Raw genomic sequence first — 22012 nt, 5'->3', positions numbered from 1 at the left:
GGTTGAGTATACGGCTCCCTGCCAGTACGCGGCAAAGCGTCACGTAGATGCCGTTACGCGATGGGACTGGTAGAATCGCCGCCGGTTCACACGAGGTTTATCCATGCACGATACCCACAGCGAACGCATGAGTGGCAGCGAAACCCGCGCCGCAGGCGGCCTGGCCCTGGTATTTGCCTTCCGCATGCTGGGCATGTTCATGGTCCTGCCGGTACTTGCCACCTATGGCATGGACCTGGCTGGTGCCACCCCCGCGTTGATTGGCCTGGCCATTGGTGCCTACGGCCTGACCCAGGCATTCCTGCAAATCCCGTTCGGGGTCATTTCCGATCGCATTGGTCGACGCCCGGTGATTTACCTGGGCCTGGTCATCTTTGCCCTTGGCAGCGTATTGGCGGCCCAGGCCGATTCGATCTGGGGCGTGATTGCCGGTCGTGTCCTGCAGGGCGCCGGGGCGATATCTGCCGCCGTGATGGCGCTGCTCTCGGACCTGACCCGCGAGCAACACCGGACCAAGGCCATGGCCATGATCGGCATGAGCATCGGTTTGTCGTTTGCCGTGGCCATGGTCGTGGGGCCCTTGCTAACCCGCGCCTTTGGCTTGTCGGGGCTGTTCCTGGCCACCGCGGCCATGGCCCTGGTCGGCATCGCCCTGATCGCGTTTGTCGTGCCGGCCTCGCATGGCGCATTGCAGCACCGTGAATCCGGTGTGGCCAAGCAGGCCTTGGGGCCGACCTTGCGCCATCCGGATCTGTTGCGCCTGGATGTTGGCATCTTCGTCCTGCATGCAATCCTGATGGCCAGCTTCGTTGCCTTGCCGCTGGCGTTCGTCGAACGTGGCGGGCTGCCTAAAGAAGAACACTGGTGGGTCTACCTGACAGCGCTGCTGATCTCATTTTTTGCAATGATCCCGTTCATTATCTACGGCGAAAAAAAGCGCAAGATGAAACGTGTCCTGCTGGGCGCGGTCAGTGTGTTGATGCTTACCGAACTGTTCTTCTGGCTGTCGGCTGACAACTTGCACGAACTGGTGATCGGCACCGTGATATTCTTTACGGCATTCAACCTGCTGGAGGCATCGCTGCCTTCGCTGGTGAGCAAGGTGTCGCCTGCCGGTGGCAAGGGTACGGCCATGGGGGTGTATTCCACCAGCCAGTTCCTGGGTGCCGCGCTGGGAGGAATTCTCGGTGGCTGGTTGTTCCAGCACGGTGGTCTGAGCACGGTGTTCCTGGGCTGTGCAGCCTTGTGTGCGGTGTGGTGGATCGTTGCCCTGAGCATGCGTGAGCCACCGTACGTGACCAGCCTGCGCATGCCGTTGTCGGCCGAGGCGGTCCGCGAGTCTGGACTGACCGAGCGGCTGTTGGCCGTTCCGGGTGTGACCGACGCAGTGGTGGTGGCCGATGAAGGCGCCATCTATATCAAACTTGATACACAAATTTTGGATCGTACGACTCTGGAGCGCCTGGTAAACCCGGCCTCCGCAGCGTGCGAAGCCTAGGAGAACGTTATGGCCCGTGGGGTTAACAAAGTCATTCTGGTCGGCACTTGCGGTCAGGATCCCGAAGTCCGCTACCTGCCCAACGGTAACGCCGTGACCAACCTGAGCCTGGCTACCAGCGAGCAGTGGACCGACAAGCAGACCGGCCAGAAGGTCGAGCGTACCGAGTGGCACCGCGTTTCGATGTTCGGCAAGGTTGCCGAAATCGCCGGCGAGTACCTGCGCAAAGGTTCGCAGGTCTACATCGAAGGCAAGCTGCAGACCCGCGAGTGGGAAAAAGACGGCATCAAGCGCTACACCACTGAAATCATCGTCGACATGCAGGGCACCATGCAGCTGCTGGGCGGCCGTCCGCAGAACCAGGAAGGTGGCAACCAGTACAACCAGGGTGGCAACCAGGGCGGTAACTACAACCAGGCGCCACGCCAGCAAGCACCGCGTCCGCAGCAGTCGGCACCGCAGCAGCGCCCTGCACCACAGCAGGCCGCTCCGCAGCCGGCTCCGGATTTCGACAGCTTTGATGACGACATTCCGTTCTGATTGCCAGGCGGCGAGGGTATTTGCCCCGGCCTGCTTTGAACTCAGCCCCGTCACCAGAAGGTGATGGGGCTTTTTATTGGGGGAGAGCTTCCCGGGATTCCGTGACGTACCGTGTTTACTGATTCAACCGATTAATCGCCGCTTGGGCAAATGCCGCATCCAGCTCAGGCGTTGCGCCGCTGATGCCAATGCCGCCGATATGCACACCGTTCTTGCTCATGATGGGCAATCCACCTTCCAGCAACAGGAAGCCTGGAATCGCGGCGTAGGGGTTACTTGCAAACCCGGTACTGCGTTCGGCCAGCACTTTGGTTGAGACCGGAAAATGAGCGGAGGTCGACGCCTTGAGTCGGGACACCTCGATGCTGCCAGCGCTGGTGTTATCCATGCGATGCAGGTGTTTGAGGTTGCCATGGTTATCGACAATGCTCACTACGATCGAAAAGCCCTTTTCCCGGGCAGCCTGTGCTGCGGCATCGGCCATGGTTTGCGCCATGTGCGATGTGATCGAAGCAGAGGCAGCCTGTGCGGGGGCAAAGAACATCAACGGCCCAATCAGGGCGATAAGCGCAGCCAGGTGACGTGCTGTTTTCATGGCGTTTCGCACTCCTTGAGTACGGCGTGCCAACGTAGCAAGGGACCTCTCGATGATGGAGTAGGCTTATTCCTCTAAAACAGTCAGCCCTTTCTGATCGCCTTCACGCAATTTCCTGAAGTCAGTTGTGATCGTCTACAAGCTCCGTCAGAAAGCGATGTGCATTGGCGACATAGCCCACTGCGTTGGCGCGAATGCCTGCTTGCTGCTGCTCGCTGAGTGTACGCACAACCTTGGCAGGCGAGCCCACTACCAACGACCCGTCCGGGATGACCATCTTTTCAGTGACAAGCGCCTTGGCGCCAATCAGGCAGTTCGCACCGACCTGGGCGCCGTTGAGGACAACCGCCTGAATGCCGATCAGGCTGCCATCACCAATTACACATCCATGAAGCATGGCTTGGTGACCAATGGTGACATCGTTCCCCACGGTCAATGGAAACCCTTCATCCGTGTGCAGAATGGCACCGTCCTGGACATTGGAGCCCTCACCAATCGTGATCAGTTCGTTGTCGCCGCGAATGACCGCACCGAACCAGACACTGGCATTCTTCTCCAGGCGCACCCGGCCTATCACGGTGGCGGTGGGGGCTACCCAGCTCTGTGGATGAGCATCAACGCTGAGGTCTCCCAAACGATATTTCATAACGTGTTACTTCCCTTTGGCGGTGTGGAGGAATGTTGTTTGTGAGTGATATGTGATCACGGTTGTGGTTCGTTGCACAAGCCTGAATTACGCAGGAAATACCGGTTGGCAGCTTGCTCTGGGCTGTGATCACAGATGCCATTTTGTTGTATGCCGGGGCGGTTGAATCTGCTTATAATCCTGTCCATGAACCTATCGACACTCGTAACACCCATGGTCCGCCAGACCCTCAGTGCGGACGTTTACGCCCAGCTGCGCGACCTGCTGATCAGCGGACGCGTGATGCCCGGGGAAAAACTTTCACTCAGGTCCATCGCGGATGCGCTGGGCGTCAGCGTCATGCCGGTTCGAGAGGCGGTGCACAGGCTGGTTGCCGAGCAGGCGCTGGAAATGTCGGCGAACCGCTTCATTCGCGTGCCAGTGCTGACTGTCAGCCAGTTCCGGGAAATCACCAGTATCCGCTTGAATCTGGAAGGGCAGGCGGCGGCGCGCGCTGCGGAACTGGTTGGCGCCAAGGCATTGCGGGAGATCGAGGGTATTCACGAAGCCTCTTGCCGCGAGTTTGCCAAGAGCACGCCTGATGAGTCCCGACTCATTGCACTGAATAAAGAATTGCATTTCGCAATCTACAACCAGGCGCAGATGCCTATCCTGCTTCAGATCGTTGAGTCGCTGTGGCTAAGAATCGGGCCCATCCTCAATTACGACTTGCGCTCCGGCACTGAACGGGTGGTTCAGCGGGTACAAGCCAGCCACCACGCGGCGATGGTCGAAGCGTTGAAGAATCGAGACCCTGTTGCTGCTTGTCAGTCACTGCAGAACGACATTACCAGTGCGGCTGAATTCATCCTGAATACGGGTGCACTGATCGTGGCCGATTCAGTTAAGCCTGCCGAAACTGAATAGTTTTATACGGCAACAAAACAGAGGCGATCTGGTAAACAGACCGCCTCTTTTTTTGCTTGCTACTTACATCTGGGCACCGATCATCCAGGGCACTGTTTCTTCGTTACCTACGCCCAACGCTTCACTTCTGGATTTTTCCCCAGACGCCACGCGAATGAACATGTCGAAGATTTCTTTTCCCTTCGACTCAAGTGTTGCATCGCCATCCATGACATCGCCGCAATTGATGTCCATGTCGTCCTTCATCCGTGTGTACATCCTGGTGTTGGTCGCAAGCTTGATCGACGGGGCAGGCTTGGCGCCAAAACACGAGCCTCGGCCGGTGGTGAACGCTACCAGGTTGGCGCCGCTGGCGATCTGGCCCGTAGCGCCCATCGGGTCATAGCCAGGTGCATCCATGAACACCAGGCCCCGGGCGGTAATGGGTTCGGCGTAACGGTACACCCCCATGAGTGCCGAGGAGCCGCTCTTGGCAACAGCGCCCAGCGACTTTTCCAGAATGGTCGTCAGGCCGCCCGCCTTGTTGCCGGGTGTGGGGTTGTTATCGATGCTGCCTTTTTCGCGGTCTGCATAGTTTTCCCACCATTTGATCAGGTCGACGATACCCTGGCCGACCTCACGGGTTGCCGCGCGGCGGGTCAGCAGGTGTTCGGCGCCGTAGATCTCGGGCGTTTCGCTCAGGATGGCCGTTCCGCCCTGGGCGACGAGCAGATCGACAGCTACACCGAGAGCGGGGTTGGCGGTGATTCCCGAGTACCCGTCTGAACCGCCGCACTGCAGCGCGACGGTCAGGTGTTTGGCCGATACCGGCTCGCGCCGGCACGCGTCGGCAACCGGCAGCATGGATTCCACTGCGGCAATGGCTGCATCTGCGGCATTGCGGGTTCCGCCCACGTCCTGAATCACCACAGGGGCGATAAGCGTGCCGGTTTCGATGCCCTGGGCCATGAACAGCGCGTCCATCTGGTTGGCTTCACAGCCAAGACCGATGACCACCACGCCAGCAAAGTTGGCGTGCTTGATGAAGCCGCCAAGCGTGCGCCGCAGCTGATTGACCCCCTCGCCGTTATGCTCGATGCAGCACCCAAAGCTGTGGGTGATCGGCACCACGCCATCCACGTTCGGGTAAGCCTCAAGTGCACCGCTGCGTGAGAAATGTTCGACGACCATCTTGGTCACCGTGGCGGAGCAGTTCACGGTGCTCACTACACCGATGTAGTTACGGGTGGCCACCCGACCGTCGGCGCGGACGAAGCCTTGAAAGGTGACGGGAGAGGCGGCGGGGGAGGCGATCCGGGCATCCTCACCGAAGGCGTAATCCCTCTCGAACGTTGCCATCTCCAGGTTGTGCGTGTGCACATAATCACCTGGCTCAATGGGTTGTGTAGCAAACCCGATGATTTGCCCATAGCGCAAAACAGGCTCGCCAGAGTTCACGTGTGCAAGCGCGATCTTGTGCGCCGCAGGTATATCGGCGCGCACCACGATAGGGGCATTGCCGAACTCGGTGACCACGTCGCCTTGAGAGACAGGCGCGCGTGCGATCGCGACGTTATCGTTGGGGTGCAGTTTCAGTGCCAGAGAAGTGCTGTTCATTTTGTCCTCGAGTTTTCAGCAATGCACGGTGTGGCGTGGGGCAATACGATGTTGTCCCGAGAGGGCGTGATTGTTTCGTGCGCCTGACGCAAACGCAGGCTCAGGAAGGCGGCCAGGGTCAAAAGAGCGGCAACAATGATCAGCCCGTTTTTGGTGCTTCCTGTTGTTTGCTCGACGAAACCCAGCAGTGAAGGGCCGAAGAAACCACCGGTGATGCCAAAGGTGTTTACCAGCGCAAGCCCGGCCGCCATACCGGCACCCGCCAGACGTGAACTGGCGAAGAGGAATATCACCGGTTGAACAACAAAAAACATCGAGGCCGTCAGCGTAAAGCCGATAAGGGCAACTAAGGGCGAGGTAAATGCGGCGAGGGTCAACCCGGCCGACATGAGCAGGAGGCCGGAAAACATTATGTTGCGGGATAACTTTGGCGTTGTTGCGTATTTGGGCAGGAACGCGGCGCCGAGTGCCGCAGCCACCCAGGGGATTGAGTTGAGCAGCCCGATTTGCACAGAGGTCAAACCGCCGTAGGTGCCGATAATGCCCGGCAAAAAGAAGATCACCGAGTAAACGCTGATCTGATGCAGGAAATACACAACGATGGCCAGCCACAGTTGCGGGATTTTAATGACACCCTTGAAAGAGTGGCCCACGTTGCCGGAAGCAACTTCCTCGTCATGTTCTTTCTTGAGGTTCTGCTCCACTTCACGGGCTTGTTCCTTTGACAGCCAGCGCGCAGTGGATGGCCCATCTGGCAGCTTGCGCCAAATGACGATAGAGAAGAGCACAGCAGGAATGCCTTCCAGAAAAAACAGCCATTGCCAGCCGTGCCAACCGAGCATTCCGTCCATCTCCAGCAACAGTCCGCCAATCGGGCCGCTGATGATGTTTGCCAGGCAGACCCCAATGAGGAAATAACCACTCGCCCGGGCCCTTTGCTCGCGGCCAAACCAATAGGTCAGATAGAGCATTACCCCCGGAAACAGCCCCGCTTCGGCGGCCCCGAGCAGGGCGCGGGCGATGTAGAACGAGGTTTCGTCGGTAATGAAGGCCATGCCGGCGGAGAGCAACCCCCAGGTGATCATGATCCTGGTTATCCACAGGCGGGCGCCGACGCGGTGCATGATCAGGTTGCTGGGTACTTCCATCAGCGCATAGGTGAGGAAAAAAAGCCCGGCACCAAATCCGTAGGCGGCCGCTGAGATACCCAGGTCGACGGCCATGTGGGTTTTGGCAAGAGAGATATTGGTTCTGTCCAGAAAGCTGATGACGTATGCAAACACCAACATCGGCATTAGTTTGCGAAACATCAAAGCGTTCAGCGTCGGTCCCTGTTGTGTTTTTGTGTGGGGCGTAGCGAACATGGCTCAGGTTCTCCTCATGAGGATAGAGTTCCAGGACGCTGCTGTGCAGCGCCCTGTTGCGAGCGATATATCCTCTGGATAGTTGTTAAGGGGGTTAACCCTCGTGCTTAGAAATTAACGTTATCGCCACCTTTGAGTTTGAGGATTTCCCGGGCGTCATCGGGTGTCGCCACCTCAAGGGAAAGGCCTTCAATAATCTTGCGCATGCGCGAAACCTGGTCCGCGTTGGTTTTTGCCAACTGACCGGGCCCGTCCCACAGGGAGTCTTCAAGCCCGACACGAACGTGTCCGCCCAACGTGGCCGATTGCGCACCAATACTCATCTGTTGCTTGCCTGCTGGCAGCACCGACCATTGATAGTCATCACCGAACAGCCGGTCTGCAGTGCGCCGCATGTGCAGCACATCTTCGGGGTGACCGCCGATGCCGCCGAGAATGCCGAATACCGACTGGATCAAAAATGGCGGTTTGATCAGCCCACGATCAATGAAGTGGGCAGCCGTGTAGAGATGCCCGATGTCGTAGCATTCAATCTCGAAGCGGGTGCCGTTTTCGCTGCACGACTGAAGAATGTGGGCGATGTCGGTAAAGGTATTTTTGAAGATACGGTCATGGCTGCCAGCGAGGTACGGTTCTTCCCAATCGTGTTTGAATTCCTTGAACCGGTTGAGCATTGGGTAGAGACCCATGTTCATCGTGCCCATGTTCAATGAGGCCACTTCCGGTTTGAACTGGTGTGCCGGGCGAAGTCGATCCTCCAGCGCCATGGTCGGTGCACCCCCTGTTGTCAGGTTGATCACCACATCGCTTGCCTCTTTGATCGCAGGAAGAAACTGTTTGAACAGTTCAGGATCCTGCGAGGGGCTGCCGTCAATCGGGTTACGCGCATGCAGGTGGACGATTGACGCGCCTGCCTCAGCGGCACCAATTGCAGCTTCGGCAATCTGGCCGGGTGTTACCGGCAGGTAGCGGGACATCGAAGGCGTGTGGATGGCGCCGGTAACGGCGCAGGTAATGATGACTTTACGGGTCATGGTGATCTCCTGTGGCTTTTATTCTGGTGTTCAGGATGAGGTATACAGGTCAGGCACTTGGCGCTTGGCGCTTATGGGCAGCCAGGGCCATCAGGCGTCGGTCGCGCCATGCGGAACGCGCTGCAATTGCTTCGAGCTCAAGGTGTTGGCGACGCTCTGCATGCACGCGGGCAACAGCGGGTTCCGACCAGCCAAACGCAGTGTCGGAGCCGATCGTTTCGCGATTTTGCTGGCCGTAACGTTTGGCATAGTCGGAGACGCCGGCCGGGGCATTAAGGTCGATCGTTTCGAAGGGGCCCATGAACGACCACCGGAGGGCGAGCCCGTCTTTGAGTACCCGGTCGATATCCTCCGCGCTTGCCAAGCCATCCTCATGCAATTTGAAGCACTCATTGAGGACGGCGGCCTGAACGCGATTGAGCAGAAAGCCGTGGATTTCCCGGGATAGCACGACAGGGCTCTGTCCGGCTGCGCTGTAGATGTCGTGCGCTCGAACCGTGACCTCGGCGTCTGTCCAAGGCGCAGGGCACAGCTCTACCAACGGAATCAGGTAAGGCGGGTTGGTAGGGTGAGCGACGATGCAGCGCCCGCGCCCAGGCAGGCCTTCGGTGAACCGGGAGGCGGGTAGCCATGATGTCGAACTGGCCAGGATCGCGCCCTTGGGGGCCAACGCGTCCATTCGGGTAAAAATGTCGATTTTTGCCTCGACCGTTTCCCGCACGTTTTCCTGTACGAGCACCACGTCACGCAATGCGTCTGCCAGATCGGGCACGCAGGTAATGCGCTCAAGCACGCTGAGCGGGGCGTCATCGAGAAGGTCGAAGGCGGCCAGCTCGTCGAGTCGTGCCTCGATGTAGGCATGGCTGTTGTGCAGGGTTTGCAGATCCATGTCGTGCAGGCGCACCGGGTGACCGGCACGAGCAAAAACAATTGCCCAGGCTCTGCCGATCAGGCCTGCGCCAACAATCGCAACGGGGCCGCGCTCAGTTGCAGAGACAGTCGTACTTCGCATGATGTTCTCCAGGTTTTTTCTTGTGGTTACTGGCCGTTGCGCTAATGGCTCGGGCTGTCCTGTTGACGCGCCAGACGGCTCACCAGCAAGCTATCTGGCGCTGGCGCTAAACCTGATCAGAGATACTCGACATTGCCGTCGATGCTGATCGCCTGGCCTGTCACATTGCGAGCGGCAGGCGAGCAGAGGAACAAGGCCATCGCTGCCACATCTTCTGGGGGCGTCATTCGGTGCAGGGAGATTTTCTTCAGCGTCTGTTGGAGCATCTCAGCCTCGGAGATGCCCAATTGCTTCGCGCGATCATGGATAACCCGATCTTGCCGAGGGCCTTCAATGATCCCTGGAAGCAGGGCGTTGACTCGAATGTCCCGGTCGCCCAGCTCGGCGGCCAGCGACTTCATCAGCCCGACAATCGCCCATTTGGTCGCCGCATACGGGGTACGCCAGGCGTAACCCAGGCGACCGGCGACGGAGGAGATGTGAATGATGTGGGCATGTTCTGAATCAACCAGCAGCGGGATCGCGTGATGGGCGAAGCGGTACTGCGCATTGAGGTTGATGTCTACGGTTTGCGCCCATTGCGCCTCACTGATGCTTTCTATCCCGGCCGTCGGCCCTGCGATACCGGCATTGTTGAGCAGTACATCCAGGCCGTTCGCCCACTCCCGCTGCAGGTCGAAGACACGCTTGACGTCGGCAGGGTTGGAAACATCGGCTTGTGTTGCCAGCGCTGCAGGGTAGCGCTCACGAAAGGCGGCGACAGCCTGCTCGCTGACATCACACACATGCACGCGCGCTCCGGTCTCGAGATAGGCGGCTGCGATCACCTCGCCGATACCGGCAGCGCCACCGGAAATCAAAACCTTCAAGCCGGAGTAAGGGGTAAGGCGTTCTACAACGTTCATGGCGGTTAATCCTGTCTTGTTTTTGTGTTGGATTCCTTTTTAGTGATATGTGATCACAGATCGCTTGTCAAGGCAGAATGCCGCGCGTGAACCGAAGGTCCGCTTTCATCGTGTTTTCGGAAATCTTGACTACAGTATCAACTGGTGACTGCTGCAAACGTCACCGCCGTGATCGTTCAAGAGACGCCGGCAACGTCCCGCGCGTCCACCACCTGATCAGGAGTGCACGATGGATCTCAACCGTCGGCAGTTCTTCAAGGTCGCCGCAATCGGCCTTGGAGGTTCGAGCCTGGCGGCGTTGGGCATGGCCCCGACGCCAGCCTTTGCCGAGCAGGTGCGTCACTTCAAGCTGGCGCATACCAAAGAAACCCGCAACACCTGCCCTTATTGCTCCGTCGGCTGTGGCTTGATCATGTACAGCCAGGGTGATGGAGCCAAAAACGTTGCGCAGAACATCATCCACATCGAAGGCGACGCCGATCACCCGGTAAACCGCGGCACGTTGTGCCCCAAAGGCGCCGGCCTGCTCGACTTTATCCACAGCCCCAACCGCCTGCAGTACCCGCAGGTGCGCAAGCCGGGCAGCAAAGAGTGGACGCGTATCTCGTGGGATGAGGCGCTGGACCGCGTGGCCGACCTGATGAAGGCCGATCGTGACGCCAACTTCATCGAGAAGAACGCTCAGGGCCAGACGGTCAATCGCTGGTTGAGCGTGGGCTTCCTGGCCGCTTCGGCGTCTTCGAACGAAGCCGGATACATGACCCACAAGGTCATCCGCAGTCTGGGCATGCTGGGGTTCGATAACCAGGCACGTGTCTGACATGGCCCGACGGTGGCAAGTCTTGCCCCGACGTACGGCCGTGGAGCCATGACCAATCACTGGACCGATATCGCCAACGCGAATCTGATCCTGGTGATGGGTGGCAACGCTGCAGAAGCCCACCCTTGCGGCTTCAAATGGGTAACCGAGGCCAAGGCCCACAACAAGGCCCGGCTGATCGTGGTCGACCCGCGTTTTACCCGAACCGCTTCGGTGGCCGACTATTACGCGCCGATTCGTACCGGCACGGATATCGCGTTCATGGGCGGGCTGATCAATTACCTGATCAGCAACGACAAGATCCAGCACGAATACGTACACAACTACACCGACGTGTCGTTCATCGTCAAAGCGGGCTTCACCTTCGAGGATGGCCTGTTCAGCGGTTATGACGCGGCCAAGCGCAGCTACACCGACAAGTCCGGCTGGAGCTACGAAATCGGTGAGGACGGTTTCGCCAAGGTCGACCCGACCCTGCAAGACCCGCGCTGCGTATTCCAGTTGATGAAGCAGCATTACAGCCGCTACACCCCGGAACTGGCCAGCCAGGTCTGCGGTATGCCGGTGGACAGCATGCGCAAGATCTGGGAAGAGATCGCCACCTGCTCGCAACCGGGCAAGACCATGACGATCCTTTATGCCCTGGGGTGGACCCAGCATTCGATCGGCTCGCAGATCATCCGCAGTGCGGCGATGGTGCAGTTGCTGCTGGGCAACGTCGGCATGCCGGGTGGCGGGGTCAACGCCTTGCGCGGGCACTCCAACATTCAGGGCCTGACCGACCTCGGCTTGTTGTCCAACCTGCTGCCGGGCTACCTGACTCTGCCGTCGGATGCCGAGCAGGATTACAACGCCTTCATTGCCAAGCGCGCGTCCAAGCCGCTGCGGCCGGGGCAGTTGTCCTACTGGCAGAACTACGGCAAGTTCCATGTCAGCCTGATGAAGGCCTGGTATGGCGCCAATGCCACGGCCGAGAACAACTGGGGCTACGACTACCTGCCCAAGCTGGATATTCCCGGCTACGACGTGTTGAAGATGTTCGACATGATGGCCAAGGAGCAGGTTAACGGCTACTTCTGCCAGGGCTTCAACCCGATTGCCGCGTTGCCTGACAAGAACCGTGTGACGGCCGCGCTGAGCAAGCTCAAGTGGCTGGTGGTGATGGACCCGCTGGCGACCGAGACCTCGGAGTTCTGGCGCAATGCCGGGCCGTTCAACGATGTCGACTCGGCGAATGTACAAACCGAGGTGATTCGCCTGCCCACCACCTGTTTTGCCGAGGAAGACGGCTCGCTGGTCAACAGCAGCCGCTGGCTGCAATGGCACTGGAAAGGCGCTGAAGGCCCGGGCCAGGCTCGCACCGACGTGTGGATCATGAGTGCGTTGTTCCTGCGCCTGCGCGAACGCTACCAGAAGGAAGGCGGGGCCTGGGCCGAGTCGATCCTCAAGCTCAACTGGCCGTATAAAACAGCCCACGAACCGACACCGGAAGAAATCGCCAAGGAGTTCAACGGCTACGCGGTAGCCGATGTCACCGATGCCAGCGGCGCAACGATCAAGGCCGGCCAGCAACTGGGCGCCTTCGCCCAGCTCAAGGACGATGGCAGTACTGCGTCCGGCTGCTGGATCTTCTGTGGCAGCTGGACCGAGCAGGGCAACCAGATGGCCCGGCGCGACAACGCCGACCCGTTCGGCATGAAACAGAACCTGGGTTGGGCCTGGGCCTGGCCTGCGAACCGGCGAATCCTCTACAACCGGGCATCGGCGGACGTGCAGGGCAAACCCTGGTCACCGGAAAAACGCCTGGTGTGGTGGAACGGCAAGGCCTGGGGCGGCACCGATGTACCCGACTACAAGGCCGACGTGCCGCCGGAAGCGGGGATGAACCCGTTCATCATGAACCCTGAGGGCGTGGCGCGTTTCTTTGCCCTGGACAAGATGGCCGAAGGGCCGTTCCCGGAGCATTACGAGCCGTTTGAAACGCCGATCGGGGTCAACCCCATGCACCCGAACAACAAGAAGGCGATCAGCAACCCGGCAGGCCGGGTATTCGATTCGGTCTGGGATACCCTGGGGCAAGCCAAGGACTTCCCCTATGCCGCCACCACCTACCGGCTGACCGAGCACTTCCACTTCTGGACCAAGCATTGCCCGATCAACGCGATCACCCAGCCGGAGCAGTTCGTCGAGATTGGTGAAGTGCTGGCCAAGGAGAAGGGCATTGCCGCCGGCGACCGGGTGCGCGTCTCCAGCAAGCGCGGGCATATCGAGGCCGTGGCCGTGGTAACCAAGCGGATTCGACCGCTGCAGGTCAACAACCAGACCGTGCACCAGATCGGTATCCCGTTGCACTGGGGCTTTACCGGGGTGACCCGGCACGGCTACCTGACTAACACCCTGGTGCCGTTCCTCGGTGACGGCAATACGCAAACGCCGGAATCCAAGTCGTTCCTGGTCAACGTGGAGAAAATCTGATGGCTAGCCAAGACATCATCGCCCGTTCGGCCACCACCACGGCGCCGCCTTCGATCCGCCAGCAGGAGGAAGTGGCCAAACTGATCGACACAACCAAGTGCATCGGTTGCAAGGCCTGCCAGGTGGCGTGTTCGGAATGGAACGAGTTGCGTGACGAAGTGGGGCACAGCTACGGCACCTACGATAACCCCCATGACCTGGGGGCCGAGACCTGGACCCTGATGCGCTTCACCGAGCATGAAAATGCCGACGGCAATCTGGAGTGGCTGATCCGCAAGGATGGCTGCATGCATTGCGCCGACCCGGGTTGCCTGAAGGCGTGCCCGAGCCCCGGCGCGATCATCAAGCACGCCAATGGCATCGTCGACTTCAACCAGGACCACTGCATCGGCTGCGGTTACTGCATCACCGGGTGTCCGTTCAACATTCCGCGGATTTCGCAGAAGGACCACAAAGCCTACAAGTGCACCTTGTGTTCCGACCGTGTCGCGGTAGGGCTGGAGCCTGCCTGTGTGAAGACCTGCCCGACCGGGGCGATCGTGTTCGGCAGCAAGGAAGACATGAAGGAGCATGCCGCCGAACGTATCGTCGACCTCAAGTCGCGCGGCTTCGACAACGCCGGCTTGTATGACCCTGACGGTGTCGGTGGCACCCACGTGATGTACGTGCTGCACCACGCCGATCAGCCCAAACTGTACGCCGGACTTCCGGACCAGCCGGTGATCAGCCCGCTGGTGGGCCTGTGGAAAGGCGTGAGCAAACCGCTGGCACTGTTGGCCATGGGCGCCGCCGTGCTCGCAGGCTTCTTCCACTATGTGCGCATTGGCCCGAACCGGGTCGAGGAGGACGAGCACCCGAGTGCACCTGATACCAGCGTGCATGTGGTTGATCCGGCCGTGCATGTGTACGACCCGCACAAGCCGGGTGGGCAAGGGGAGGAGCGGCCATGAAAGACAAACCCATCCTGCGCTACAACGCCAACGAGCGCACTAATCACTGGCTGGTGGCGATCCTGTTCATCATGGCCGCCTTGTCGGGACTGGCGCTGTTTCACCCGGCGCTGTTCTGGCTTAGCCATCTGTTCGGCGGGGGACCGTGGACGCGCATCTTGCACCCGTTTATCGGTGTGTTGATGTTCGTGTTCTTTTTCTTTCTGGTGCTGCGTTTCTGGCGGGCGAATTTCTTTATCGCCAACGACCGCCTGTGGCTCAAACGCATCGACCGGGTGATGCGCAACGAAGAGGAGGGGGTGCCGCCGATCGGCAAGTACAACCCCGGGCAGAAGCTGCTGTTCTGGACCCTGCTGCTGTGCATGCTGATTCTGCTGTTCAGCGGCATCGTGATCTGGCGCGCCTGGTTCAGCCAGTACTTTGATATTGGCGCGATCCGCCTGGCGACCTTGCTGCACGCGCTGGCTGCTTTCGTGCTGGTGCTGAGCATCATCGTGCACATCTATGCCGGGATCTGGATCAAGGGCTCGGTCGGCGCCATGCTGCATGGCTGGGTCAGCCGTGCCTGGGCGAAAAAACACCATGAGCTATGGTATCGGGACGTGACACGCGAGGATCCGCCGGACTCGCAGATCAGTAAAAAAGGATGATCACTTGAGCACCATTCTTGAACCTGGACAGATCGAAGCGGCGGCCAGCACGCCGCCGTTTCTGTATCTGCCACCCGCGAACCTGTTCGCCTTGCGCGCGGCCCGCCTGGACGCCCTCGCGGAGGGCAATGCCCTGGGGGACTACCTGCGCCTGATCGCCGAACTGTGCCGAATCCAGCAAAGCCTGCTCGACCAGCCCCCGGTGGCGGTGCCGGCCGAAACCGAGCGCCAGCGTTTGTGTCTGGAGCACGGCTTGCCGCCGCTGGCCGCCGACAGTCTGGTGCGTGAGGGGCAGTGGCTGGCCTATCTCGACGCCTTGTTGCTGCGCGTTGCCAGGCCACTCAGTTCAAAACTGGAGGCGGCAGTCAGCGCCTTGAGCGCGTCCAGTGCCGAGCAGCGCAAGCTCTGGGGCATTGCCTTGCTGACCGGGCAGTTCAGCGCCGTGCCGGCAGCGCTGGTACCGTTTCTCGGGGCTGCACTTCAGGCTGCCTGGAGTCACTGGTTGCTGAGTCTGGCCGATACCGGGCTGAAGGCCGGCGACAGCCTGTGTCAGTGCCCGGCATGCGGGTCGCCGCCGATGGCCGGGGTGATCCGTCACCGTGGCAAGTACAACGGCCTGCGGTATCTGGTGTGCTCGCTGTGCGCGTGCGAGTGGCATGTGGTGCGGGTCAAATGCATCTACTGCGAGCAGAGCAAAGGGCTGACCTACTTCAACCTTGAGGACGATCGCCATGCAGCCGGCAAGGCGCCGCTGCGGGCCGAATGTTGTCCGGGGTGCAAAAGCTACCTGAAGCAGATCTACCTGGAGTGCGATGCCGAGGCTGAGGCGCTGTCTACAGACCTGGCGAGCCTGGCCCTGGACCTGCGCCTGGATCAGGAGGGGTATCAGCGGCTGGCGCCGAATCTGATGCTGGCGCCGGGAGGGGAGTGAGCGCTACGTCTACACTCAGGTTTTGTACTGTAGCCATCGCCGGGCAAGTCCCCCCTGTTGAAGGTAACCTCGTTAATGCCCTCCAGTCTCGCCACGCTGCCGACCCGTTTACCGTCCATCGATACCCTGTTGCGTCACCCCGCCTGCCAGCCGTTGATCGAGCGCTATGGCCGTGACGCGTTGCTGGCCACCTTGCGCCAGTTGCTCGACGACCTGCGCGAACCGGCCCGACAGGGCCAGCTGGACGCCGCAGAGCTGGCCCCGGCGGTGCTCGCCGGCCGCGCTGGCGAACGGCTTGCGGCCCAGCACCGCAGCCAGGTGCGGCGGGTGTTCAACCTCACGGGGACAGTACTGCACACCAACCTCGGCCGGGCGCTGCTGCCCGAAGAGGCCATCGAGGCGGTACAGCGGGCGGCGCGCTACCCGTTGAACCTCGAATACAACCTGGCCACCGGCAAGCGCGGCGACCGCGATGACCTGATCGAAGGGCTGATCCGCGAGCTGACCGGCGCCGAAGCGGTCACGGTGGTCAACAACAACGCCGCCGCAGTGCTGCTGGCGCTCAACAGCCTGGGATCGCGCAAAGAAGGCATCATCTCCCGTGGCGAGCTGATCGAAATCGGCGGTGCGTTTCGCATTCCCGACATCATGGCCCGGGCCGGGGTCAAACTGCATGAAGTCGGCACTACCAATCGCACCCACGCGCGCGATTACGAAGCGGCCATTGGGCCGCGCAGCGGCTTGGTGATGCGTGTGCACTGCAGCAACTACAGCATTCAGGGCTTCACCACCCAGGTGGCAACAGCGGAGCTTGCGCAACTGGCGCACCGCCACGCGTTGCCACTGCTCGAAGACCTCGGCAGTGGCAGCTTGCTCGACCTTACGCGCTGGGGCCTGCCCGCCGCGCCCCCGGTGCGCCAGGCCTTGGCCGATGGCGCCGACATCGTCACCTTCAGTGGCGACAAACTGCTCGGCGGGCCCCAGGCGGGGATCATTGTCGGGCGCAAGGAACTGATCGCGAAGATCAAGAAGAACCCGCTCAAGCGTGCACTGCGTGTCGACAAGCTGACGCTGGCGGCCCTCGAGGCTGTGCTGGGGCTGTACCGCAATCCTGACCTGCTTGCCGAGCGCCTGCCCAGCTTGCGCTTGCTGACCCGACCCCAGGCGGAGATTCTGGCTCAGGCTGAGCGCCTGGCGCCGGTACTGGCGCAGGTGCTGGGGACCGGCTGGCAAGTAGACGCGGTGCCTGCGCAGAGCATGATCGGCAGTGGCAGCCAGCCCGTGGCGCGCTTGCCCAGCGGTGCCTTGTGCCTGCGCCCGCACCAGTCCAGGCGTTTGCGCGGGCGCAGCTTGCGCCTGCTGGAAGAGGCCTTGCGCGAATTGCCGGTGCCGGTGCTTGGTCGCATCGACGATGACGCACTGTGGCTTGATCTTCGCCAGCTTGATGACGAGTCGGGTTGGCTGGCGCAACTGCCGCAGTTGCAACGGATGGAGCCCGTGAGGTGATTGTCGGGACGGCGGGGCACATCGACCACGGCAAGACCGCGTTGCTTGAAGCCTTGACGGGCCAGGCCGGCGATCAGCGCCAGGAAGAGCGTGCGCGGGGCATGACCATCGACCTGGGCTATCGCTACGCAAGCCTGGAAGCCGGGGCGCCACTGACCGGTTTTATCGACGTACCCGGGCATGAGCGTTTTATCCACAACATGCTGGCCGGGGCGCAGGGTATCGATGTGGTGGTGCTAGTGGTGGCGGCCGATGACGGGGTGATGCCGCAGACCCGTGAGCACCTGGCGATTGTGCAGCTGTTGGGTATCCCGCAAGCCGTGGTGGCCATCAGCAAGTGTGACCGAGTAGAGCCGCGTCGGGTGCATGAGGTCCAGGCCCAGGTCAGCAATCTGCTCGCCGCCGGACCTTATGCCGGTGCGGCGCAGTTTCCGCTGTCCAGCATCACCGGTGACGGAGTCGATGCCTTGCGCCAGGCCTTGCTTGAAGCCCAGCGGCAGAGTGTCGTGCGCAGTCGGCGGGGCGGTTTTCGCCTGGCCATCGACCGCGCGTTTGCCGTGGCGGGGGCAGGTATCGTGGTGACCGGCACGGCACTCGATGGCCAGGTGCAACTGGGGGATACGCTGGTGCTTGGCAAAGCTGGCAAACCGGTGCGGGTACGGGGGCTGCACGCCCAGAACCAGGCCGTAGCCGAGGCGTGGGCCGGGCAACGTGTAGCGCTGAACATCAGCGCCGAACGCCTGGAGCTGGCGCAGATTCACCGCGGTGACTGGTTGCTTGCCGAGTGGCTACACGGGCCGACCCAGCGGGTGGATATCGAACTGCAGCTGCTCGCCAGTGAAACCCGCAGTTTCACCCACTTCAGCCCGGTGCATGTGCATTTGGGCACGCAGGACGTGACTGCGCGCGTGGCGTTGCTGGAGGGTGAACAGCTGCGTGCGGGTGGGCGCATGTTTGCCCAGTTGCAACTCAACGCGCCGCTGCAGGCGGTGCATGGCGACCGCCTGGTGCTACGCGATCACAGTGCGCAACGGACCCTCGGCGGCGGCCGTGTGCTCGATCCCTATGCCCCGGCGCGCCAGCGTCGCAGCGAGGCGCGTCTGGCACAGTTGCAGGGGCTGGCGCGTGCCGACAGCCTGGAACAGGCGCTGCCGGCATTGCTGGCGAACGATGAGACCGGTCTTGATCCGCAGCGTCTGGAGCGCCAGTTCAATCGCCTGCGCAGCAGCTGGCAACTGCCGGCCGATGTGCAGGTGGTCGCCACGCGCCAGGGGCAATTGCTGTTCACCACGGTACGCTGGCAAGCGCTTAAGCAAACGGTATTGCAAGTGCTGGCGCACTTTCACGAGCAGGAACCGGATCAACTGGGCCCCGACCGCGACCGCTTGCGTCGCTTTGCAGCCCTGGCGCTGGAGCGGCCAGCGTTTGTCAGCTTGCTGGATGAGCTGATTGCCAGCGGTGCCATTGCCGGCAGCGGGCCCTGGTTGCATCTGCCCGAACACCAGGTGCGCCTGAGCGACGCAGATGCCGCGTTGTGGCTGCAGCTGCAACCACTGCTTGAACTGGGACGATTCGATCCTCCCTGGGTGCGTGATCTGGCGACGTCGGCAGGGCAGGAGGAGGCGGACGTTCGCTTGCTGCTGCGCAAACTGGCGCGTATGGGGCAGGTGCACCAGGTGGTGCGCGATCTGTTCTATCCTGAGCTCACCATCCGACAAATGGCAGCTATGCTCTTGCAGCTGGCCAGTGACGACCCGGTGGTACAGGTGGCGGCTTTTCGCGATGTGCTGGGCATTGGCCGCAAACGCAGCATTCAGGTGCTGGAGTATTTCGATCGTATCGGCCTGACCCGTCGCCTGGGTGACCGGCGTCAAATCCGCGCCGATAACGCCCTGGCACAATCGTCAGGGCATTGATTTCAAGGAAGGCAATCGCGCCCGGTGGCGCGGCCGGGCTTCAAACCCGGTTGGGGACGGCAGCCGTTCCTGGGCAGGTTCGACTCCCGCTGCCTTCCGCCATTTTCTACTGCACGCGCTCACCGCACAGGTCCAGCGCGAACCAGTACTCGGCAGCTTGCACATCCAGTCCGGCCCCCAGCAAGGCAAACATCTTGCCCAGCGCAGCTTCGCGGGTCATGCCTCCGCCACTGATCAGCCCGGTATCGCGCAGGCGGCTGCCGGCGGCGTAGGTGTCGAAGTGCACGGCACCTTGCGGGCACTGGCTGATGGCCGCGATCAGCACGCCACCCTCGCGGGCATCGTGCAATGCATCCAGCAGCGCCTGGTCATCGGAAGGCCCCGTTCCGCTGCCATAGCACTCCAGCAACACGCCGTGCACGCCGCTACCCAGCAAGGCGCGCAGGTGGCCGACCTGCAGCCCCGGGAACACCGGCAGCACGGCCAGGTTCACGGTCTGGCGCGGTTGGCGGTAGTCCAGGCAGGCGGGCACGGACGGAGCGGATTGCCCCTCCCGCTGGCGCGGCAAGCAGGCAAAGGCATCGAAGGCGTCGCTGCGCAGTTTCGAGGCTCTTGCGCCGTGCAGCAACTGGCCATGAAAGTACAGCTGTACGCCGTTCTTGATACCGCTGGCCATTACCTTGAGGGCGCCACACAGGTTGTCCCAGGCATCGCTGTCCGCAGCACCGGCCGGTAGCATGGAGCCGGTGAGCAGCACCGGCGCCTGCAAGCCGAGCAGCAGGAACGACAAGGCTGCCGCGCTGTAGGCCAGGGTGTCGGTGCCGTGCAGCAGCAACACGGCGTCATGGCCGTCGCGTTCTACGGCCTCGACGATGGCATCGCGCATGGCCAGCCAGTTGGCTTGCTGCATGTTGGCGCTGTCGAGCAGGGGCGTCAGTTCGCGCAGTCGCCAGTTCAACGTCGGCGCGTCTACACGTTGCTGCAGGTGGGCGCGCATCCGTGCCTCGAATCCACCGGCAGGCGCCAGGCCTTGCGGCGTCTGCAGCATGCCGATGGTGCCCCCGGTGTAGAGGATCAGCGGGTTGTTGACGACGTGCATTTCAGTTCTGCGTCTGTGCAGCAGCGAGGTTCACCTCGACCTGCGCCGCGTTCGCCGGGTTGGCGGGCCAGGCCTCGCGGTCCAGGTCCAGGTCGGCAAAGCGTGCGGAGTCGAACACCGGCTGCTGGATACCGGCCTTGCGCTGCTCGTCGTAGTCACGCATGACCCGCAGGCCGACCTTGAACAGCAACGCCAGGGCGATCAGGTTGACGAACGCCAGGCAGGTCATGGTGATGTCGGCGAAGGCGAACACGGTGGACAGGTTCTGCACCGAACCCCAGACAATCAGCGCCAGCACCAGGGCGCGGTAGCCCAGCAGCACCAGGCGGTTGCGGCTGAGGAATTGCAGGCTGGTTTCGCCCAGGTAGTAGTTGTAGAGGATGCAGGTGAAGACGAACAGCGACAGCGCCACGCTGACGAACAGGCGACCCCAGTCGCCGACCACGGCCGCCAGGGAGTTCTGCGTCAGGACGATGCCGTCACCTTCAAAGCCCGGGGTGTAGAAGCCCGACAGCAGGATCAGCAGCGCCGTGCAGGTGCAGATCACGAAGGTGTCGAGGAACACGCTGAACGCTTGCACCACGCCTTGCGCACCCGGGTGTTTCACTGCGGCCACTGCCGCCACGTTAGGTGCGCTGCCAAGGCCCGCTTCGTTGGCGAACACGCCGCGCTTCACGCCCATGACAATGGCGCTGCCGAGCAGGCCGCCGAAGGCCGGGTCCAGGCCGAAGGCGCTTTTGAAGATGGTTTCCAGCATCGCCGGCACGTGCTCGATCTGGCTGCCGATCACGTACAGGGTCACGCCGATGTAGGCCAGGGTCTTGACCGGCACCAGCAGGTCGGACACCGAGGCGATGCGCTTGATGCCGCCCAGGAAGACGATCGCCAGCAGCACGGCCAGGGCGATGCCGGTGTGCTCGGGGGCGAAACCAAAGGCGTTTTGCAGCGAGTGGGTCACGGTGTACGACTGCAGGCCGTTGAAGGCGAAGCCGTAGGTCACCAGCAGCAGGAGCGAGAACACCACCGCCATTTTCTTCAGTTTCAGGCCATGCAGGATGTAGTACGCCGGGCCACCGCGGTACAGGCCATCACCGTCGCTACGTTTGTAGACCTGGGCCAGGGTGCATTCAAAAAAGCTGCTGGACATCCCCACCAGCGCCGTTACCCACATCCAGAACACCGCGCCCGGGCCGCCCAGGGTTACCGCGATGCCGACACCGGCGATGTTACCGGCGCCGACGCGGCCGGCCAGGCTCAGCATCAGCGCCTGGAACGAGCTCAGCTGGCCAGCCTGGCCGCGCAACGATTCCTTGAAAACACCGAACATGTGGCCGAAGTGGCGGAACTGGACGAAACGGGAGCGAATGGTGAAATAGCTGCCGAGTCCGACGATGAGCACGATGAGGAGTTTCCCCGAAAGGAAATCGTTGAGCGCTTCGAGCATGGAGTGACCTCGATTCTTATTCTTTGCATGAAAGACGGCAGAACCGGCGTCGACGCGCCGATTCCCAGGGGCGCATGGTTGGCCAAGTTAAATATGGTTACAATTTCGCGCCTTGCTCTGAGTTG

General features: G+C 61.4%; 18 protein-coding genes and 1 tRNA gene. 10 read left to right on the top strand and 9 right to left on the bottom strand.

Annotation, left to right across the window (positions count from 1 at the left end; translation table 11 throughout):
* The first annotated feature begins 103 nt into the window (after nt 1–103).
* Nucleotides 104–1498 (top strand): MFS transporter, encoded by a 1395-nt coding sequence (locus tag I5S59_RS20070; protein WP_197878178.1) that lies wholly within the window; start codon nt 104–106, stop codon nt 1496–1498.
* A gap of 9 nt (nt 1499–1507) precedes the next feature.
* Nucleotides 1508–2038, top strand: a complete 531-nt coding sequence (locus tag I5S59_RS20065; protein ID WP_128323177.1) for a single-stranded DNA-binding protein — start codon at nt 1508–1510, stop codon at nt 2036–2038.
* Between the two features lie 115 nt (nt 2039–2153).
* Here I5S59_RS20065 and I5S59_RS20060 read toward each other — a convergent pair whose 3' ends face one another.
* Together I5S59_RS20060 and I5S59_RS20055 are read right to left on the bottom strand one after the other, a co-directional pair.
* Nucleotides 2154–2633 (bottom strand): GlcG/HbpS family heme-binding protein, encoded by a 480-nt coding sequence (locus I5S59_RS20060; RefSeq protein WP_232239875.1) that lies wholly within the window; start codon nt 2631–2633, stop codon nt 2154–2156.
* A 121-nt stretch (nt 2634–2754) separates the two neighbouring features.
* Complete coding sequence (locus I5S59_RS20055) at nt 2755–3279, bottom strand: gamma carbonic anhydrase family protein (protein WP_197878177.1); 525 nt, start codon at nt 3277–3279, stop codon at nt 2755–2757.
* A 213-nt stretch (nt 3280–3492) separates the two neighbouring features.
* Here I5S59_RS20055 and I5S59_RS20050 point away from each other — a divergent pair, with 213 nt between their 5' ends.
* A complete protein-coding gene (locus tag I5S59_RS20050; protein ID WP_232239874.1) occupies nt 3493–4185 on the top strand; it encodes a GntR family transcriptional regulator in 693 nt (230 codons plus the stop codon).
* A 63-nt stretch (nt 4186–4248) separates the two neighbouring features.
* Here I5S59_RS20050 and I5S59_RS20045 read toward each other — a convergent pair whose 3' ends face one another.
* The 5 genes from I5S59_RS20045 to I5S59_RS20025 form a co-directional block, all read right to left on the bottom strand.
* Nucleotides 4249–5781, bottom strand: coding sequence for a UxaA family hydrolase (locus I5S59_RS20045; RefSeq protein WP_197878175.1), 1533 nt, complete (start codon nt 5779–5781; stop codon nt 4249–4251).
* Nucleotides 5778–7145 carry an MFS transporter gene (locus tag I5S59_RS20040; protein ID WP_197878174.1) on the bottom strand — a complete coding sequence of 456 codons (1368 nt, stop codon included), beginning with the start codon at nt 7143–7145 and terminating at the stop codon, nt 5778–5780. Before I5S59_RS20040 ends, I5S59_RS20045 begins: the two co-directional genes overlap by 4 nt.
* A 107-nt stretch (nt 7146–7252) precedes the next feature.
* A complete protein-coding gene (locus I5S59_RS20035) occupies nt 7253–8179 on the bottom strand; it encodes a 3-keto-5-aminohexanoate cleavage protein (RefSeq protein ID WP_197878173.1) in 927 nt (308 codons plus the stop codon).
* A 49-nt stretch (nt 8180–8228) separates the two neighbouring features.
* A complete protein-coding gene (locus tag I5S59_RS20030) occupies nt 8229–9191 on the bottom strand; it encodes a 3-hydroxyacyl-CoA dehydrogenase (protein WP_197878172.1) in 963 nt (320 codons plus the stop codon).
* Between the two features lie 116 nt (nt 9192–9307).
* Nucleotides 9308–10096 (bottom strand): SDR family oxidoreductase, encoded by a 789-nt coding sequence (locus tag I5S59_RS20025; protein WP_197878171.1) that lies wholly within the window; start codon nt 10094–10096, stop codon nt 9308–9310.
* A gap of 229 nt (nt 10097–10325) precedes the next feature.
* Here I5S59_RS20025 and fdnG point away from each other — a divergent pair, with 229 nt between their 5' ends.
* The 7 genes from fdnG (at nt 10326) to I5S59_RS19990 (ending at nt 19446) form a co-directional block, all read left to right on the top strand.
* Nucleotides 10326–13391, top strand: coding sequence for a formate dehydrogenase-N subunit alpha (gene fdnG / locus I5S59_RS20020; RefSeq protein ID WP_197878170.1), 3066 nt, complete (start codon nt 10326–10328; stop codon nt 13389–13391).
* Nucleotides 13391–14341 carry a formate dehydrogenase subunit beta gene (fdxH, locus tag I5S59_RS20015; RefSeq protein ID WP_197878169.1) on the top strand — a complete coding sequence of 317 codons (951 nt, stop codon included), beginning with the start codon at nt 13391–13393 and terminating at the stop codon, nt 14339–14341. The genes fdnG and fdxH overlap by 1 nt, the downstream gene beginning before the upstream one ends.
* Nucleotides 14338–14991, top strand: a complete 654-nt coding sequence (locus tag I5S59_RS20010) for a formate dehydrogenase subunit gamma (RefSeq protein WP_197878168.1) — start codon at nt 14338–14340, stop codon at nt 14989–14991. Before fdxH ends, I5S59_RS20010 begins: the two co-directional genes overlap by 4 nt.
* 4 nt (nt 14992–14995) lie before the next feature.
* The gene (gene fdhE, locus I5S59_RS20005) at nt 14996–15922 is read left to right on the top strand and encodes a formate dehydrogenase accessory protein FdhE (protein WP_197878167.1); all 927 of its coding nucleotides are present in this window, start codon (nt 14996–14998) and stop codon (nt 15920–15922) included.
* A gap of 75 nt (nt 15923–15997) precedes the next feature.
* The gene (gene selA / locus I5S59_RS20000) at nt 15998–17428 is read left to right on the top strand and encodes an L-seryl-tRNA(Sec) selenium transferase (RefSeq protein WP_197878166.1); all 1431 of its coding nucleotides are present in this window, start codon (nt 15998–16000) and stop codon (nt 17426–17428) included.
* Entirely contained in the window at nt 17425–19344 is a 1920-nt protein-coding gene (selB, locus tag I5S59_RS19995; RefSeq protein WP_197878165.1) for a selenocysteine-specific translation elongation factor, read from the top strand. Before selA ends, selB begins: the two co-directional genes overlap by 4 nt.
* Before the next feature lie 6 nt (nt 19345–19350).
* Nucleotides 19351–19446: transfer RNA gene (locus I5S59_RS19990), tRNA-Sec, on the top strand.
* Between the two features lie 4 nt (nt 19447–19450).
* Here the strand turns inward: I5S59_RS19990 and I5S59_RS19985 are convergent.
* Nucleotides 19451–20443: an asparaginase gene (locus I5S59_RS19985; protein ID WP_197878164.1), complete on the bottom strand. Its 993-nt coding sequence runs from the start codon at nt 20441–20443 to the stop codon at nt 19451–19453.
* A 1-nt stretch (nt 20444) separates the two neighbouring features.
* Nucleotides 20445–21887 (bottom strand): alanine/glycine:cation symporter family protein, encoded by a 1443-nt coding sequence (locus tag I5S59_RS19980; RefSeq protein ID WP_197878163.1) that lies wholly within the window; start codon nt 21885–21887, stop codon nt 20445–20447.
* Nucleotides 21888–22012: the final 125 nt, after the last annotated feature.

Source organism: Pseudomonas alkylphenolica (assembly GCF_016009175.1).
Taxonomy (GTDB): Bacteria; Pseudomonadota; Gammaproteobacteria; order Pseudomonadales; family Pseudomonadaceae; genus Aquipseudomonas; species Aquipseudomonas alkylphenolica_B.
The sequence above is the reverse complement of the archived record's forward strand: the minus strand, read 5'-3'. Positions and strand labels throughout refer to the sequence as shown.